This window comes from Corynebacterium sp. MSK008 (genome assembly GCF_030232585.1).
Classification (GTDB): Bacteria; Actinomycetota; Actinomycetes; order Mycobacteriales; family Mycobacteriaceae; genus Corynebacterium.
This window is the reverse complement of sequence record NZ_JASPJX010000001.1, coordinates 163,904-180,017: the sequence shown is the minus strand read 5'-3', so window position 1 is coordinate 180,017 and position 16,114 is coordinate 163,904. Positions and strand designations below refer to the sequence as shown.

At 65.7% G+C, this 16,114-nt stretch carries 14 protein-coding genes; 4 read left to right on the top strand and 10 right to left on the bottom strand.

The features are described 5' to 3' along the window. Window positions 1-15: 15 nt before the first annotated feature. Window positions 16-657 (bottom strand): IMPACT family protein, encoded by a 642-nt coding sequence (locus tag QP996_RS00850; RefSeq protein ID WP_284870727.1) that lies wholly within the window; start codon window positions 655-657, stop codon window positions 16-18. Window positions 658-661: 4 nt separating this feature from the next. Next, window positions 662-1,963: a threonine ammonia-lyase IlvA gene (gene ilvA, locus QP996_RS00845; protein WP_284870725.1), complete on the bottom strand. Its 1,302-nt coding sequence runs from the start codon at window positions 1,961-1,963 to the stop codon at window positions 662-664. 126 nt (window positions 1,964-2,089) lie between these two features. On the opposite strand from ilvA, the gene QP996_RS00840 reads away from it, so the two are divergent. The 3 genes from QP996_RS00840 to QP996_RS00830 all read left to right on the top strand — a co-directional run bounded on the left by QP996_RS00840 (window position 2,090) and on the right by QP996_RS00830 (window position 5,123). Then, window positions 2,090-3,949, top strand: a complete 1,860-nt coding sequence (locus QP996_RS00840; protein ID WP_284870724.1) for a choice-of-anchor I family protein — start codon at window positions 2,090-2,092, stop codon at window positions 3,947-3,949. A gap of 154 nt (window positions 3,950-4,103) precedes the next feature. After that, window positions 4,104-4,589, top strand: coding sequence for a hypothetical protein (locus QP996_RS00835; protein WP_284870722.1), 486 nt, complete (start codon window positions 4,104-4,106; stop codon window positions 4,587-4,589). A 36-nt stretch (window positions 4,590-4,625) separates the two neighbouring features. Continuing rightward, window positions 4,626-5,123 (top strand): hypothetical protein, encoded by a 498-nt coding sequence (locus QP996_RS00830; RefSeq protein ID WP_284870720.1) that lies wholly within the window; start codon window positions 4,626-4,628, stop codon window positions 5,121-5,123. 72 nt (window positions 5,124-5,195) lie between these two features. Here the strand turns inward: QP996_RS00830 and dnaE are convergent, their stop codons facing one another. Genes dnaE through lspA form a run of 7 tightly spaced genes read right to left on the bottom strand, consistent with a single transcriptional unit; the run spans window position 5,196 to window position 14,508 of the window. Beyond that, window positions 5,196-8,756, bottom strand: a complete 3,561-nt coding sequence (gene dnaE / locus QP996_RS00825) for a DNA polymerase III subunit alpha (RefSeq protein ID WP_284870718.1) — start codon at window positions 8,754-8,756, stop codon at window positions 5,196-5,198. Window positions 8,757-8,813: 57 nt separating this feature from the next. Continuing rightward, entirely contained in the window at window positions 8,814-10,082 is a 1,269-nt protein-coding gene (locus QP996_RS00820) for an ABC transporter permease (RefSeq protein ID WP_284870717.1), read from the bottom strand. Further along, window positions 10,083-10,820 carry an ABC transporter ATP-binding protein gene (locus QP996_RS00815; RefSeq protein ID WP_502870086.1) on the bottom strand — a complete coding sequence of 246 codons (738 nt, stop codon included), beginning with the start codon at window positions 10,818-10,820 and terminating at the stop codon, window positions 10,083-10,085. Beyond that, window positions 10,821-12,533 carry an efflux RND transporter periplasmic adaptor subunit gene (locus QP996_RS00810; protein ID WP_284870715.1) on the bottom strand — a complete coding sequence of 571 codons (1,713 nt, stop codon included), beginning with the start codon at window positions 12,531-12,533 and terminating at the stop codon, window positions 10,821-10,823. 51 nt (window positions 12,534-12,584) lie between these two features. Then, window positions 12,585-13,079 (bottom strand): hypothetical protein, encoded by a 495-nt coding sequence (locus QP996_RS00805; RefSeq protein ID WP_284870713.1) that lies wholly within the window; start codon window positions 13,077-13,079, stop codon window positions 12,585-12,587. Further along, entirely contained in the window at window positions 13,080-14,009 is a 930-nt protein-coding gene (locus tag QP996_RS00800; protein ID WP_284870711.1) for an RluA family pseudouridine synthase, read from the bottom strand. It abuts the gene before it with no gap. Beyond that, window positions 13,999-14,508 (bottom strand): signal peptidase II, encoded by a 510-nt coding sequence (lspA, locus tag QP996_RS00795; protein WP_284870710.1) that lies wholly within the window; start codon window positions 14,506-14,508, stop codon window positions 13,999-14,001. Before lspA ends, QP996_RS00800 begins: the two co-directional genes overlap by 11 nt. Before the next feature lie 72 nt (window positions 14,509-14,580). Between lspA and QP996_RS00790 the strand changes: the two genes are divergently transcribed. Then, window positions 14,581-15,519, top strand: coding sequence for a DUF6263 family protein (locus QP996_RS00790; RefSeq protein WP_284870709.1), 939 nt, complete (start codon window positions 14,581-14,583; stop codon window positions 15,517-15,519). Here QP996_RS00790 and QP996_RS00785 read toward each other — a convergent pair. Then, complete coding sequence (locus QP996_RS00785; RefSeq protein ID WP_284870708.1) at window positions 15,516-16,094, bottom strand: WKL family lipoprotein; 579 nt, start codon at window positions 16,092-16,094, stop codon at window positions 15,516-15,518. The genes QP996_RS00790 and QP996_RS00785 overlap by 4 nt on opposite strands. Window positions 16,095-16,114: the final 20 nt, after the last annotated feature.

Sequence of the window (16,114 nt, the reverse complement as noted above, 5' to 3'; positions counted from 1 at the left end):
TCTAAGTGTAGCGCCTTACGCGCCCCGTTCGACCCAGCGGTAGCCAGCCTCTTTCATCTCGGCGCCGCCGTGGGTGGCGGCGGCGAGCACCGCCTCCACTCGCAAGCGTTCCCCCGGTGTGAACGCCAGGGTGTAGGTGGCGGCGCGGCCGTATTCCACGTCCACGACGTCGACGCCCGCGGTGCGCAGCTCCGACTCGATGCGCCCGGCTTCGGCGTGGGGGAAGTCCACGGTGCCCAGCTCGCGGACCTCCCGCGTGACGCGGGTGACACGCTCGAGGGTGTCAGCCACGGACTCGGTGTAGGCGCTGACTAACCCTCCGGTGCCGAGTTTGATGCCGCCGAAATAGCGGATCGCCACCGCCACAACGTCTTGCATGCCGGAGCCTTTGAGCACCTCCAGCATGGGTTTACCGGCGGTGCCGGAGGGCTCTCCATCGTCGGAGGAACGCTCGATGGGCTGCGCGCCGTCTTGGTGCACGATAAATGCGGAGCAATGGTGGCGCGCATCCGGGTAGTCCTCACGGGCGGCGTTGATAACTTCGCGCGCCTCGTCCTCGGTGGTCGCGCGGGCGATCCAGCCGATGAAGCGGGAGCGCTTGACCTCGAACTCGTGGGTGACAAGTTCCGCCGCGGGGCGTACGTATGCCTGCTCCACTGGGCTAGCCCGCCACGATGTAGTCGTACTCCGGCGTACCCGGCTCCAGGCGGCGGCAGTCGATCGCCGAGGCCTCCATGCGTTCCAGAAGCGGGGGGAGATCCGCGGCGCGTGTGAGCTCGATGCCGACGAGTGCTGCGCCGGTTTCGCGGTTGTTCTTTTTCAGGTACTCGAACAGGACAATGTCGTCTTCTTCGCCGAGGATGTCGTTGAGGAAGTGGCGCAGCTGGCCCGGCTCCTGCGGGAAGTTGACCAGAAAGTAGTGGCGCAGGCCGCGGTGCACCAGTGAGCGCTCCATGACTTCGGCGTAGCGCAGCACGTCGTTGTTGCCGCCGGAGATGATGCACACCACGGTCGACCCGGGCGCCAGCTGCGCCAACCCGAGGCCCGTCACGGATAGCGCGCCGGCGGGCTCGGCGATGATGCCTTCGTTTTGGTACAGCCCGAGCATCTCGGTGCACACCGCACCCTCGTCGGCGGTGTAAAGCTCGGTGGCGTCGCGGTGGGCGTTGAAGACCTGCCACGGGATATCGCCGATGCGCTTCACCGCCGCACCGTCCACGAACGGGTCGATGGCTTCCAGGGTGACTGGTTCGCCCGCATCGCGCGCCGCGACTAACGACGCCGCACCTTTCGGCTCCACCCCAACCACCTTTGTCGCCGGTGACATGTCGGCCAGGTAGGACAGCACGCCGGAAATCAGCCCGCCGCCGCCGACCGGCACCAGGACCGTGTCTAATTCTTTGCCCTGGCTGGCCAGCTGCGCCACGATTTCGGCGGCGACGGTGCCCTGGCCGACCACGGTGTCGCGGGAGTCGAACGGCTCAATCACCGTCGCCCCGCGTGCCGCGGCGTCCTCGCGGGCGGCCTGCGCGGCCTCGTCGAAGGTGTTGCCCGTGACCACAAGCTCGATGGCGTCGCCGCCGTGGACGCGGATGCGGTCGCGCTTCTGCTTCGGGGTGGGCTTGGGCACGAAGATCTTGCCTTGGATGCCCATCGCCCTGCAGGCGTAGGCCACGCCCTGGGCGTGGTTGCCTGCGGACGCCGCCACGACACCGGCGGCGCGGGCTTCCTCGCCCAAGCGGGAGATGCCGTAGTAGGCGCCGCGGATCTTGTACGAGCGCACGTCCTGCAGGTCCTCGCGCTTGAGGTAGACCTCCACGCCGTACTGTTCCGACAAGCGCGGGCAGTACTGCAGCGGGGTCGGCGAAATCACCGATGAGATCCGGCCCTGCGCGAACCGGATGTCGGCTGCGTGGATTTCCTCGAAGGCGGAGTCGGACGTGTTCGGTGTGGCTGTGCGCATGGTTAGCGAGTCTACAACTGCCCCACTCGTTCACTCCCCCTTCACCTCACCGTAACTTCGCGCCCACCTTCAGGCTGTACACAAGGACGCGTACTTGTTTTTGCAGCTTCCCTGAAAGGTCCACCCATGTCTGGAAACCGCGTCTCCCGCACCGGCCTGGCCGCCGCGTGCGCTACTGCTCTCGCCCTCGGCATTGTCTCCCCAGCGAACGCCTCCGTCGTTGCGGAGCCTGTGAAGGACCTCGCCGAAGGCGCCACCGCCGACATCTCGGTGCTGGGCTCCTACGGCGCCGGCGCGTTTGAGAAGTCCGCCGCCGAAATCGTCGCTTTCCACGCTGATTCCGAGCGCATCCTCACCGTCAACGCGCTGTCCGGCAAGATCGACGTCCTCGACGCGGCCGACCCTGCCAAGCCCACAAAGGTCGGCGAGGTCTCCGGCGGTGAGAACACCACCATCAACTCAGTCGCAGTGCGTGCCGACGGCCTCGCGGTGGCCACCGTCGAACCCGAGAACAAAACCGACAACGGTGAACTGATCTTCTTCGACGCCGGCGCCGACGAGCCCGGCGCCGTGCTCGGCCGCGTCGGCGTCGGCGCACTGCCGGACATGGTCACCATCACCCCGGAGGGCGACTACGCGCTGGTGGCGAATGAGGGCGAGCCGGCCGAGGATTACTCGGTTGACCCGGAGGGCAGCGTAGCCGTCGTCAAGCTGCCTGCTTCTGTTGCAGCCGCGACCCAGGCCGATGTGCGCATCGCCGACTTCCGCGCCTTCGAGGGCACCCTGGCAGACAAGGGCGTGCACATCTTTGGCCAGGTGGGCGCCTCCACCACCGAGGCGCAGAACCTCGAACCGGAGTACATCGCAGTCGCAGGAGGCAAGGCCTACGTCACGCTGCAGGAAAACAACGCTGTTGCCGTGGTGGACATCGCCACCGCCACTGTCGAAGATGTCTGGCCGCTGGGCTACACCGACCGCCGCGAGGTACCCATGGACATCTCCGATAAGGACGGCAAGATCGACATCCGCACCGCACCGGTCAAGGGCATCCTGCAGCCTGACTCGATCGCCGCCTACGAGGTCGACGGCACCACCTACCTGGTCACCGCCAACGAGGGCGACGCGCGCGACTGGGAGGCCTACTCCGAAGAGGAGCGCATTAAGAAGCTGGGTAGCAAGAGGGTGGCCCCGATCTGCGAGGGGTACGCAGGCATGACCGCCTCAGAGATCGAGGAATTCCAGACCGACGAAAATGCGGGCCGTTTGAAGATCACCACCGCGTTCGGCCTGAACGAAGAGAAGAACTGCTACGAAGACCTCTACACCTACGGCGGCCGCAGCTTCTCCATCTTCACCGCCGACGGCAAGCGCGTGTTCGACTCCGGCGCCGACTTCGAAGAGATCACCGCGAAGCTTCTTCCCGAGTACTTCAACACCAACCACACGGAAAACGAGTTCGAGTCCCGCTCCGACGACAAGGGCCCGGAGCCGGAGGGCGTCACGGTCGGCGAAATCAACGGCCGCACCTACGCGTTCATCGGCTTTGAGCGCCTCGGCGGCGTGATGGTCTACGACATCACCGATCCGGCGAAACCGGCCTACACCGCTTACATCAACAACCGCGACTTCACCATCAATATGGAGGAGCTCGCAGAAGAGGGCGACGACGCCGTGAAGGCCGGGCTGGAGAAAGTCGGCGACCTGGGTGCCGAGGGCCTTACCTTTGTCCCGGCGAAGGATTCCCCGAACGGAGAGAACCTGTTGATCGTGGGCAACGAGGTCTCCGGCACCACGACCGTGTTCCAGGTGGACTCGCTCATCGAGGCACCGGCTGAGCCTGCCGAGCCCGCTCAGCCGGGCAACGACGGCGCCGGCAGCTCCCTTTCCAAGGGTGGTGTGATTGCAATCGCACTCGCGGCTGTGGCTCTGGTTATCGGCGCGCTGGGCGCGCTCGGCAACGTTGTGGCCTCGGTAATTGCCAAATAAACCCGCAGCGGTGGCCAACTATTGTCCATGAAATAAACACCACCGCTTCACTACATTTTTAACTCTAAACCTGCTAGGTTCATCGGGGTGTCATGTCGGGCACAGCGCCCACATCGACTGTTTTGGATCTTCTACGAGGAGAATAAGAGAACATATGAAGCGTATTTCCACCGCAGCCGTGGCTGCCGCCACCGCTCTGTCCCTGGCGACCGTCCCGGCGATGGCCCAGGAGGCCCCCGCAGCTACGACCACCGAGACCGCTACTGTGACCACCACTGCGACTGAGCCGACCCAGCCGACCGAGCCGACTGAGCCGACTGAGCCGACCCAGCCGACTGAGCCGACCGAGCCGACCCAGCCGACCCAGCCGACCCAGCCGACTGAGCCGACCCAGCCGACGACCACCACCCCGAAGCCGCAGCAGCAGCAGAGCTCCGGCTCCTCCCAGGGCACCCTGGTCGGCATCTTCTCCGGCACCCTCGGTGCTGTGCTGACCACCTCCCTGATCGTGTTCTCCGACCCGCGTGGCGCGAACAAGATCATCGACATGGTCAACGCTCAGTTCGGCCTGGGCCTGCCGCACCTGCACACCCCGAAGGTGCAGCTGCCCAACTTCCAGCTCCCGAACCTCCCCTTCTAACCCATCCACGCTCTCTCGCCTGAGGAAGGTCAATTAATGAAGTCCCGTTTCGTAGCCGTGTCCTTCGCGGCCACCGCTATCGCAGCCGGTTCCCTCGCGGGTGCCGCAGCCGCCGCCGAATCTGATACTTCGACGACGACCACGTCCAACACTGCCGAGCCGTCCACCACGGCCACGCAGGATTCCAAGACGACCACCCCCACGGCACCCACCAAGACCAACGAGCCGGCCCCCACCAAGGAGCGCCCGTCAGTGGTTGAGCCGACCGGCACCACCACGCCGACCGGCACCACCACGCCGACCGGCACCAACACGCCGACCGGCACCAACGTCCTGACCAACACCACGACGCCGACCTACACCGCGCCTGAATGGCTGCAGCCGTCCTCCTACGAGGAGCAGGCGCTCGACGTGATCGCCAAGATCTCGCTCTGGGTCACCGCGCTCGCAGCGGCAATCAGCTCGCTGATGGTGGTCGTGGGCGCAGTCCCGGGCCTGAGGGAGAACCTCAAGCAGCTGACTGGCAAGAAGTAAGAGCCCGTAGCGCAAACGCAAAGCCCGCCCGGTTCACACCGGACGGGCTTTCCATTTACCTAGGGCCGCGCGCTAGCCCAAGATCCCGGCGCCAAGGGTCGCCTTCAAATCACCCATCAAACTGGCGGAGCGGTTCACACGCAGGTGGTCGCCCAGGATCATCAGCTGGCTGTGCTCGCCGTTGACCAGATTCAGGTAGACGTCGGAGTCGCCGGCGTTGTTCACCAGCACGCCCTTGAGCTTCGCGATGTTCTCCGCGGTGCACTGGTCCGTGCGCATAGTCAACCGCAGCGGCAGGCCTGCACCGTTTCCGGGGCCAAGCTCGGGCACCTTCACGTCGTCGCCGAACAGGCTCATGCGGTCGTCGCGGATGGACACGTGCGCCTTGACCAGGATGATGTTGTCCTCCACGATCTGAGGCGCGACCAGTGCGTACACCTTGTTAAACAGCAGCACATCCACCTGTGCGCCGTGGTGGTCCTCAATGGTCACGATCGCCCACGGCGAGCCATCTTTCTTGGAGAAACGGCGGTCCACGGAGGAGATCAGCCCGCCGATGGTCACCTCTGCCCCGTTGCGCATTTCGCCGGAGAGGATGGTGGTCAGCTGCGTGTCCGTCTGCGCGTCGATTGCTTCCTCGAAGCCGTCGAGCGGGTGGCCGGAAACGTACAGGCCGAGCATCTCGCGCTCCAGTGCGAGCTTGTGCTTGCGGTCCCACTCGTCGTCAGGCACTTCGATGGTGAACGCAGAGTTGTCGGCGCCGTCCTCCCCGCCGAAACCGGCGAAGAGATCAAACTGCCCCTTGTCCGCCGCCTTCTTTGTGGCTAGGACCGAGTCGACCGCATCTTCTTGGATGAGCATCAGCCCCTTGCGCGGGTGCTCCAACGAGTCGAACGCGCCGGCCTTAATCAGCGATTCTGTGATTCGCTTGTTACAGGCCACAAGCTCGATCTTGTCCAGGTAATCGGAAAAGCTAGTGAAGGCTCCCTTTTCCTTCCTGGTTTTCTTGATAGACTCCACCACTTCCACACCGACGTTTCGCACGGCGGCGAGCCCGTAGCGGATGTCCTCACCGACAGCCATGAAGTTTTCTTCAGACTCGTTGATGTCCGGCTGCAACACGCTAATCCCCAGGTGGCGGCAATCCGACAGGTAGATCGCGGACTTGTCTTTCTTGTCGCCCACAGAGGTCAGCAGTGCGGCCATGTACTCGGCGGCGTAGTTCGCCTTCATGTAGGCGGTCCAGTAGGACACCAGCGCGTAGCCCGCAGCGTGGGACTTGTTAAACGCGTAGGACGCGAACGGCTCAATGGTGCCCCACAGCGCATCCACGGCCTCCTTAGAGTAGCCGTTGGAGAACATGCCTGCGGAGAACGTCTCGTACTCTTTCGCCAGCACCTCCGGCTTCTTCTTACCCATGGCCTTGCGGAAGCCGTCTGCTTGGCCGGCCGTGTAGTTCGCCACCTTCTGCGAGATGTTCATGATCTGCTCTTGGTAGACGATCAGGCCGTAGGTCTCGTCCAGGATCTCCTTGAGCGGCTCTTCCAGCTCCGGGTGGATCGGCGTGATCGGCTTGCGCCCGTTTTTACGGTCGGCGTAGTCCCAGTGGGCGTTCACACCCATCGGGCCCGGTCGGTACAGCGCGAGCGAGGCGACGATATCGTTGAAGCCGGTCGGCTTCATGCGCTTGAGTAGTTCCTGCATGCCGCCGGAGTCCAGCTGGAACACGCCCAGGGTGTCGCCGCGCGAGAGCAGCTCGTAGACCGCCTGGTTGTCGGTGTCGAGTGCTTCCAGGTCGATGGTTTCGCCGCGGTTTTTCTTCACGTTCTCCAGCGCGTCGCCGAGGACGGTGAGGTTGCGCAGCCCCAGGAAGTCCATCTTCAGCAGGCCGATGGCCTCGCACGCCGGGTAGTCCCAACCGGTGATGATCGCGCCGTCGGCCGGGCGCTTCCACATCGGGATGTGCTCCATCAGCGGCACCGACGCCATAATCACGGCACACGCGTGCACGCCTGCCTGCCTGACCACGCCTTCCAGACCGCGCGCCGTCTCATAGATCTTGGCCACGTCCGGGTCCGTCTCAATCAGCGAACGCACCTCCGCGGCCTCGGCGTAGCGCTCGTGCTCCGGGTCGGTGATGCCGGACAGCGGAATGTCCTTCGCCATGATCGCCGGCGGCAGCGCACCGTTGATGCGGTCCGCCATTTGGAAGCCGGGCTGGCCGAAGTTCACCTTCGCAGAGTCTTTAATCGCCTGCTTCGTCTTCACCGTACCGAAAGTGATCACCTGGGCGATCTTGTCCTCGCCCCAGCGCTCGGCGGCGTACGTGATCATCTCGCCGCGGCGGCGGTCGTCGAAGTCGATATCGATATCCGGTGCGGACGGGCGCTCCGGGTTCAGGAATCGCTCGAAGAGCAGGCCGTGTTCCATCGGGTCGATGTTGGTGATAGTCAACGCGTACGCGACCAGCGAACCAGCAGCCGAACCACGGCCCGGACCGACACGGATGCCGATCTCGCGGGCGTGCTTGATCAGCTCCGCCACGATGAGGAAGTACGACGGGTAGCCCTTCATGTCGATGACATCGATCTCGTAGCTTGCGCGGGTGAGGTACTCCTCCGGCACGTCTGCCCCGTCGAAGCGCTCCTTCAGACCACGCAGGACCTCCTCACGCAGCCACGAGGTCGGCGTGTGGCCCTCCGGCACATCCGCGATCGGCATGCGGTCGTGCGGGTGCTCCTCCCACAGCTCGCCGTAGTCGCCGACGCGCTCCGCGATCCACAAGGTGTTGTCGCAGCCGTCCGGCACCGTGGAATCCCACAGCTCACGCATCTGCTCGGCGGACTTGATGTAGTAGCCGGTGCCGTCGAACTTGAAGCGGTCCGGGTCAAGCAAGGTCTTGCCGGTCTGCACACACAGCATCGCCTCGTGCGCCGGCGCCTGGGACTCGAGCACGTAGTGGCAGTCGTTGGTCACCAGCGGCGGAAGATCCAACGCCTGGCCGATGCGAAGCAGGTCCTCACGGACGCGCCGCTCGATGTGCAGACCGTGGTCCATCAGCTCCAGGAAGTAATTGTCTTTGCCGTAGATGTCCTGCCACATCGCCGCCGCCTCGAGCGCCGCGTCGTACTGGCCCAGGCGCAGGCGCGTCTGCACATCACCGGACGGGCAGCCCGTGGTGGCGATGATGCCGTCAGCGTGCTCGGCGATCAGCTCCGCGTCCATGCGCGGCCACTTGCCCAGCTGCCCCTCGTAGGAGGCCAACGACGACAGCTTGAACAGGTTGCGCAGGCCCGTCGCGTTTTCGGCCAGCATCGTCTGGTGCAGGTACGCGCCAGACGCGGAGACGTCGTCACGCTTCTGGTCCGGGGTGCCCCACAGCACGCGCTTTTTGTTGAAGCGGGACTCCGGCGCCATGTACGCCTCAATCCCGATGATCGGTTTCACCCCGGCGTCCACCATGCGGCGGTAAAACGCGTTCGAGCCGAACATGTTGCCGTGGTCGGTCATGCCCACCGCGGGCATGCCCTGGCGCACTACTTCGTCGGCGAGCATATCCACCTTCGCCATGCCGTCCAACATGGAAAATTCAGTGTGGTTATGCAGGTGCACGAAGGAGGATTTTTTGGCCATGCGGCTCATCTTAGACGGCACACCGACAGGCGCGAATCCCCTCGAAAACCAGTGCGGTTATTCGTACCGGAGTGCGTCGATAGGCTGCATCTTTGCTGCCTTCGAGGCGGGGTACGCGCCGAAGAACACACCCGTCGCGAGGGAGAACAGCAGTGAGAAAATCACCGCGCTCAACGGCGGCCAGGTCATCTCCAACACCGCAGAGCTGGCGATCAATCCCACCACACCGCCGAGGATCACGCCGATGATGCCGCCGATGAGGCAGACCAGCATCGATTCGACGATGAACTGCACGCGGATGTCGTTCCGCGTCGCACCCAGGGCCTTGCGCACACCGATCTCGCGGGTGCGCTCGGTGACGGTGATGAGCATGATGTTCATCACGCCGATGCCGCCGACGAGCAGCGAGATGCCACCGATGGCGGACAGCACCGTGGACAGGGTGCGGAAGATCGTGGTCAGGCCCTCCAGGCTCGCGGAGATATCGAATACCTCTGCCTCGTAGTCCTCGTTGCCCGCGTACTTGCGGTCCAGGTAGGACTGCAGGTCTGCGCGGAAGACCTCCGGGTCTTCTTCGGGTGAGGAGCGGACGCTAAACGACGGGGTCCAGCTGGCGTCCAGTCCAACCCTGTCCGCGGCCGTGGCGGGAATGAAGATCTCCGCGGCAGCGGATTGGCCGAACGCGGGGTCTTTCTCCGCCCGCTCCAGCACACCGACGATGGTGAACACGCTGGTGGTGCCGTCCACATCCATGTCGAAGCGCGAGCCGAGAGCGGCGGCAGAGTCGCCGTCGAAAAGTGCCTCCACGAGTTCCGGTGACACCACCGCGACGGGGCGGCGACCATCGAGCATGTCCTGCGTGATGCCGCGGCCGTACTGCACCTTCAGGCTGCGCAGGTCCAGCGAACCGGTTAGTGCGGGGTTGATGCCGACGGAGACGGAGTTGTCCCCGGCACTAGCCTCGCCCTGCCCGGAGATGTCGATGTCCACGCCGCGGACACGGTCGCCGAATGTGGCGGTTAAGTCGTCGAGGTCGTCCAGGGTCATGCCGTCGCGCTCGTCCGACGGCGGGGCCATGCCGAAGCCCGCGAACGGGTCGTCGCTGCCCTCGCCCTCCTCGGGGCGCTCGTGCACCATGACCGGGTAGGTGGTGGTGCCGGCGTCTTCGAGGCCGCCCATCACGTCGTTTTCCAGGGCGCGGCCGAGCGTCATAATGATGATCACGGCCATGATGCCGATGATGATGCCCAACAACGTCAGCAGGGAGCGCAATTTGTTGGTGTTCAGGCTGGACACGGCCAGCCGCATGGATTCGCGGATGTTCATCTAGCTCGCCCCTCCCGGTTGGCGCATGCCGGCAATGCGGCCGTCCATCATTTCCACCACGCGCCCGGTCTCCTCGGCGAGTTCCGGGTTGTGGGTAATAAACACGATGGCCTTGCCCAGGTCCTGGTTCAGCTCGTGGAACAGATCCATGACCATACGTCCGGTCTTGGAATCCAGCGCGCCAGTGGGCTCATCCGCGAGCAGCAGATCCGGGTCGTTGGCCAGACTGCGCGCGATAGCCACGCGTTGCTTTTGGCCGCCGGAAAGCTCATTCGGGTTATGGTGCAGGCGGTCGCCCATGCCCATCCGGTCCAGCAGTTCGGCGGCGCGCTCGTCGCGCTCTTTGCGCTCCACACCCGCGTACATCATCGGCATGGCCACGTTCTGCAACGCGTCCATGCGGCCGATCAGGTTGAAGTTTTGGAAGATAAAGCCGATGTTTTTGCTGCGGTAGGAGGCGAGCTCTTTGTCTTCCTTGGCGTAGACCGGCTCACCGTTGAAGGCGTACGCGCCCTCGGTGGGCCTATCCAGCATGCCGATCAAGTTCATCAGCGTGGACTTGCCGCAACCGGACGGGCCTACGATGGAGACGAACTCGCCCTGGTCGGCGTAGAAGTCCACCCCGTGCAGCACCGTCAGCTCGCTGGGTTCGCCCTCGTTGTAGGTTTTGACCACATTGCGCATGTCGATGAGCAGGCCGGAATCGGCCATGCCGCCGTGCTTGGGAGCCTCCGTCATCTACTGCTGCCCCTCGGCGGCACGACGGGTGCTGGTGACCGTCACTGTGGCCGTGGTGCGTTCTTTCTTCTCCCGCGCCTGACGCACTTGGTCCGCGTCGAAGTTCGGGTCCGTGATCTCGACGGTCTCGCCGACGCGGCCCTCGTACTCCTCCGGCCAGTTAATCACGATGTCGCCCGGCTTGAGCTCGCCGCCGGTGACTGCGACGTCCACGTCGTTGGAGGCGCCGGTTGTCACCGAGCGCTCCTCGACGGTGCCGGACTTCGCCTCGTCGCCGTCCGTGGCGAGCACGAGCACCTTCTGGTCGTTGTCCTCGCCATAGACCGCGTCGAGCGGCACGTTGAGCGCATCCTTCGCCTCGGCGGTGATGATCTCCGCGCGGGCGGAACCGCCGAGCAGCAGGCCTTCCTTGTCACCGGTGACCTCGATCTCCACCGGGAAAGTCACCTCGTTGGATTTGTTGTTGCCCTGCTGCGGCATACCTTGCATCGGGTTCTGGTTGCCGCTGGCAACGGAATCCGACGCCGGGGCGATGCGGGTGACGCGGCCCTTGAACGTCTTCTTGCCGGTCGCGGTGGTGGTGAACTCCACCCGGTCGCCTTCCTTGACGTTGGGGACGTCCGATTCACGCACGTCGGTGCGGATGACCAAGCGGGAGTCGTCCGCGATGGTGAGTAGCTTGCCCTGCGGAATGTCGCCCTCGCGCACGTCCACGCTGGTGACCAGGCCCGCCATCGGGGCGTAGATGGTGGATTCGCGCACCTGGTACTCCAGGGTGCCGTCACCGTCGCCGAGCTGTGCGGTCTCCGCCTGGCGTATTGCGGAATCCAGCTGCGCCTGCAGCTGGTTGCCCTCCTGCGCCGCCGCCGACCGCGCCGCAGCCAGCCCCGCTTGCGCATCCTGCAGCGCGGCCCTGGCCTCTTCGACGCTCATACCCGAGCCCACGGCAGCGGCGCCGCCGCCAGCACCACCGCCAACGTTCTCTCCCGTCAGCTGCGCGAGCTGCTCGGGGCTCAGCCCGCCCGGCTGGCCCGGCTGCTCCGGCGCAACAGGAGCCGGCGCGGCCGGCGCTGCCGGTGGTTGCGGCGCGGCCGGGGGCGCTGTCCTAATGCCCAGGTTCGAAGAGATGTCGCCGGCGGCACGCTCAACAGCCGCGATGCCGCGGTTGATCATGCGGGGCCCGCCGTTGGCGGCCACGGCTGCGTCGTACGCCGCCTGCGCCTGGTTGACCTGCGCCTGGGCTGCGCGGATGGCCTCGTTAGTGCCGTTGTTCACGCTTTCCTGGTGGGCGTTGAGCGCCGCGCGTGCCTGATCCACCTGCGCCTGGGCGTCCGCTTGCGCGTTCGCCTGCTGCTTCTGCTGGATCTCCAGCTGGCGCTCCAGCTGCTCGGAGTTCATGGAGGCCAAGAATTGCTGCGACTGCACGCGGTCGCCCGCCTTGACGGCCACCTTTTCCACCTCGGACTGCACCGGGGTGGAGATGTTCACGGAGCGGATCGGCTCGATCGTGCCGTTGACCACCACACTGTCGGACACGCCCTCGTTGGTGGCGACGGTGTAGTCGCCGGGGTTCAGGCCCGCCCCCTCAGCACTGTCGTCCCCGCCGCCGCCGAAACCGCAGGCACCGAGGAAGAGCGCGGAGGTTGTCGCCAACGCAAGCCCCGCGCGGGTAAGACGCTTGTGTCCGGTTGAGTTTTCGGTAGAGGAAGTCAAGAGCTCTCCTTGCCTAACGGTGCAAAACGGGCCTGCGTACAACTCCGCAAACTATACACCCCCACGTGTCGCAGAAGGAGTGATGGAAAACGCTCCCCACACCGCGTCCGCTGGCAGCATTTCCACAGCAAGGACTGTGTCCGTGGCGTTAATCCGATCCAGTTGCGTGCGCGGGGCAAACACCACAGCTCCGGTCATGGGGGAGGTTGTGGCGGACCGGAGGACGTCGATACGCATTGTGCCTATCGACGCCTCCGGGACCACCACCGGAGCCACCCCCGGCACCACGAGCGCACTCACGCGCGGGGCGGGCTCGAGTGCCGCGGCAGCCTCGTCGGGTCCGAGCGGCCGGGCGAAGGTGACCAGGGCGAAGGACGCCTCCTCATGGTCGAGGGTCGCGGCGGCGCGCTGGGCGTACTGCTGAGCGGTCTCACCGTCCTCCGGGCCGAGCTGGTCGCCCTGCAGCACCGGCGGGGCGGGCGGGTTGGTCTCGCCGACGAGCCAGAACCCGGCCACCAGCGCGAGCACCACGGCGAGTTCGCGCATCTAGCCGTTCCGCACTTTATCCAGCGCGGCGCGCAGGTCCGCCGGGTACTCGGAGGCAACCTCCATGTACTCGCCGGTGCGCGGGTGGGTAAAGCCCAGCTTGGTGGCGTGCAGCCACTGGCGCTTCAGGCCCAGCTCCTTGGCCAGGTTCGGGTCCGAGCCGTACATGGGGTCGCCCACACACGGGTGCCCCATGGAGGACATGTGCACGCGGATCTGGTGGGTGCGCCCGGTTTCCAGGTGGATGTCCAGAAGGCTCGCGCGGCGGAACGCCTCGATGACGCTGTAATGGGTCACGCTCGGGCGGCCGTCCTGGGTGACGGCAAACTTCCAGCCTGCCGACGGGTGACGCGCGATCGGCGCATCGATGGTGCCCTCGATCGGATCCGGCAGGCCTTGAACCAGCGCATGGTAGGTCTTGTCCACCGTGCGCTCCTTGAAGGCGCGCTTGAGCACGGAGTAGGCGGGCACGCTCGCCGCCACGATCATCACCCCGGAGGTGCCCACGTCTAAGCGCTGCACGATGCCTTGGCGCTCCGGAGGCCCCGCATCCGGCAGGGTAAAGCCCATTGCCTGCAGCCCGCCGACCACGTCCGGGCCCTCCCAGCCCAGCGTCGGGTGCGCCGCCACGCCCACCGGCTTGTCCACGGCGATGACATCCGCGTCCTGGTAAAGGATCTCCAGGCCCTCCACCAGCTCGGTCACCGGCTGCGGCGCGCGCTTCGGCTCAGGCAGGGTGACTTCCAGCATCGCGCCGGTGGTGACGCGGTCGGATTTTTGGGCGGCAGCTCCGTCGACAAGCACATCGCCCTCCGCCGCCATCTCGGAGGCGACGGAGCGGGAGACGCCGAAGAGTTTGGCGATCGCCGCGTCCACCCGCATGCCCTCAAGCCCTTCGGGCACGGGCAGGGCCCTGAACTCACCGCCCATTGTCGCCTCCCTTCATCTCCACCGCGATCGTGCCCAGGATGAACACCACCACCCCGACGGTGATTGCTGCATCGGCCAAGTTGAACACCGCGAAATTCCCTACGGAGATGTAATCCACCACGTGGCCGAACCAGAATCCAGGGTCCCGGAATAGCCGGTCAATCAGGTTGCCCAGCGCGCCCCCGGCCACAAGCGCCAGGCCCAGCGCCTCCCACTTCGAGGTCATACGCGGCCCGAACCACAGCGCGCCCAGCACGAACGCCAGCTGAATCGCGGTGAACAACCAGGTCAGGTTCTCCCCCATGGAAAACGCCGCGCCGGAGTTGAACAGCAGGTAGAAGCGGAACCAATCCCCGATCACCGGCTGCGGCACGCCGGGCTCCAACCAATTCAGCATCAGCTGCTTGATCCCCTGGTCCGCCGCGCCAACCGCGAGCATGACTGCCACCACCAGTCCGAGGTAGCGCGGGGTGCGTTGTGCTGTCGTGTCCTGCTTCATCGCCGAACCACTCTAGCCGGTCGTACACGGCCTGCCTGTATTCCGCTGCGCGGGCCAGGTAGCTTTTGAAGAATGTTCCGCACCCTCCGCAGTATCACCGCCGCCGCCACGCTCACCCTCGCGCTCACCGCCTGCTCCTCCGCCGAGGACGATCCGGTGGCTGGGGTGCCGGCATTTCCTATCGACGCCCCGTCGGTCACCCTGGTGAACCCCGGCGAGAACCCGGAAGAAGTGCGCTACTCTCCTGATGCTGAGTGGGACACCGCTGTCGCCGTGTCCGCCGGCGTGGACCAGCACGTCGCCGCCCCGGGCGAAGCCGAGGTCGCGGATGCGCCCGCCGGCGGCAACGTGAACAAAACCACCCTGCCGCTGACAGTGACCGCTGATGAGGCCCCGGCCCCGGAGGGCGACGAGGAGGACGCCGATTCCCGCATCGACTTCGTGGTCGGCTCCGGCAAGCACTCCGACCTGGATATCGGCCAGGACGTCGCCGCTTCCGAGGGGTTCCGCATGAGCTGGCGCGCCGACGACACCGGCCGCATCTCCACCCTGAAACTGCTCGCCCCCGCCGACGCGCCGCAGCGCGGCCTCCAGCTTGTAGAGCCCACCCTCATCGCGCTTATCAACAACTCCGTCGTCTTCCCCGACGAACCCATCGGCCCCGGCGCGACCTGGACCGTGGAAAGCCGCGTCGCGGGCGATACCGCGATGACGCGCACCACCACATACACCCTGGTCTCCCGCGACGGCGACACGTTGACGCTGGACACGAAGGTTGAGGAGCGCCCGCAGAACAACAACGTCACGATCGACGGCCCCGGCGAGCTCGAGGGCGAAAGCGTGCAGGTGGATTCCTCCCGCACAACCTCCGAGGGGCAGATCGTGGTGGACTTGTCGCGCCCGCTGCCGGTGTCCGGCCAGACCGCCTGGACCACCCGCCTGATCTACGGCGGAGACGACAAAGCGCGGGTGGTCCAAGACATCACCCGCGCTGTGCAGTACGGCGCTTAGAGCGCCGGCGCTTCGGCCGGTGGCTCGGCCGGCGGCTGCTCTGCCGGCGCCTCAGGTGCAGCCGGCGCACCGGTGTTGCACATGTCCGGCACCTGCTCCGGGGCAAGGGTGTTGCTGACCAGGAAGCAGGCCCAGCTCTTGGAGATCTTCCAGTTGCCTTCCTCGTTGATGAACTCCACGTCCTCCGCCAGCTGGGACTCAGCGTCCGGGCGGGTGAAGTTCACGGTGGCGAGCACGGAGTTGGCGGTGTAGCCCGGAAGCACCGGGTTGACCACCTGGAAGTTCGCGCCGGATTCCTGCTGCGACTGCGTCATCAGGTCGAACAGCTCCGGCGTGGTTTCGCCGCCCTGCACGGTGTTCGCGCGTTCGGCGATGGGCAGGTTCGGGTCGGCGGCGCGCTGCAGCACAGCGTTGAGCTCTTCCGCCGTCGGCATTTCCGCCACCGGGGCAGCCTCGGAGGAGGCAGCCTGGGTTTCGGCGGTGGTTTCGGTCGTGTCCGAATCCTCGGAGCAGGCCGTCAGGCTCAGGGCCAGGCCCGCGACAGCTGCGGCTGCGACAAGTTTCGGTGCTTTCACGTGTTCTCCTTGCGTAGCGT

Excerpts from the sequence above, each read along its gene's own strand:
- ilvA (WP_284870725.1), bottom strand. The coding sequence starts at position 1,963 with ATGCGCACAGCCACACCGAACACGTCCGACTCCGCCTTCGAGGAAATC.
- QP996_RS00840 (WP_284870724.1), top strand. The coding sequence starts at position 2,090 with ATGTCTGGAAACCGCGTCTCCCGCACCGGCCTGGCCGCCGCGTGCGCT.
- QP996_RS00835 (WP_284870722.1), top strand. The coding sequence starts at position 4,104 with ATGAAGCGTATTTCCACCGCAGCCGTGGCTGCCGCCACCGCTCTGTCC.
- QP996_RS00830 (WP_284870720.1), top strand. The coding sequence starts at position 4,626 with ATGAAGTCCCGTTTCGTAGCCGTGTCCTTCGCGGCCACCGCTATCGCA.
- dnaE (WP_284870718.1), bottom strand. The coding sequence starts at position 8,756 with ATGGCCAAAAAATCCTCCTTCGTGCACCTGCATAACCACACTGAATTT.
- QP996_RS00820 (WP_284870717.1), bottom strand. The coding sequence starts at position 10,082 with ATGAACATCCGCGAATCCATGCGGCTGGCCGTGTCCAGCCTGAACACC.
- QP996_RS00815 (WP_502870086.1), bottom strand. The coding sequence starts at position 10,820 with ATGACGGAGGCTCCCAAGCACGGCGGCATGGCCGATTCCGGCCTGCTC.
- QP996_RS00805 (WP_284870713.1), bottom strand. The coding sequence starts at position 13,079 with ATGCGCGAACTCGCCGTGGTGCTCGCGCTGGTGGCCGGGTTCTGGCTC.
- QP996_RS00800 (WP_284870711.1), bottom strand. The coding sequence starts at position 14,009 with ATGGGCGGTGAGTTCAGGGCCCTGCCCGTGCCCGAAGGGCTTGAGGGC.
- lspA (WP_284870710.1), bottom strand. The coding sequence starts at position 14,508 with ATGAAGCAGGACACGACAGCACAACGCACCCCGCGCTACCTCGGACTG.
- QP996_RS00790 (WP_284870709.1), top strand. The coding sequence starts at position 14,581 with ATGTTCCGCACCCTCCGCAGTATCACCGCCGCCGCCACGCTCACCCTC.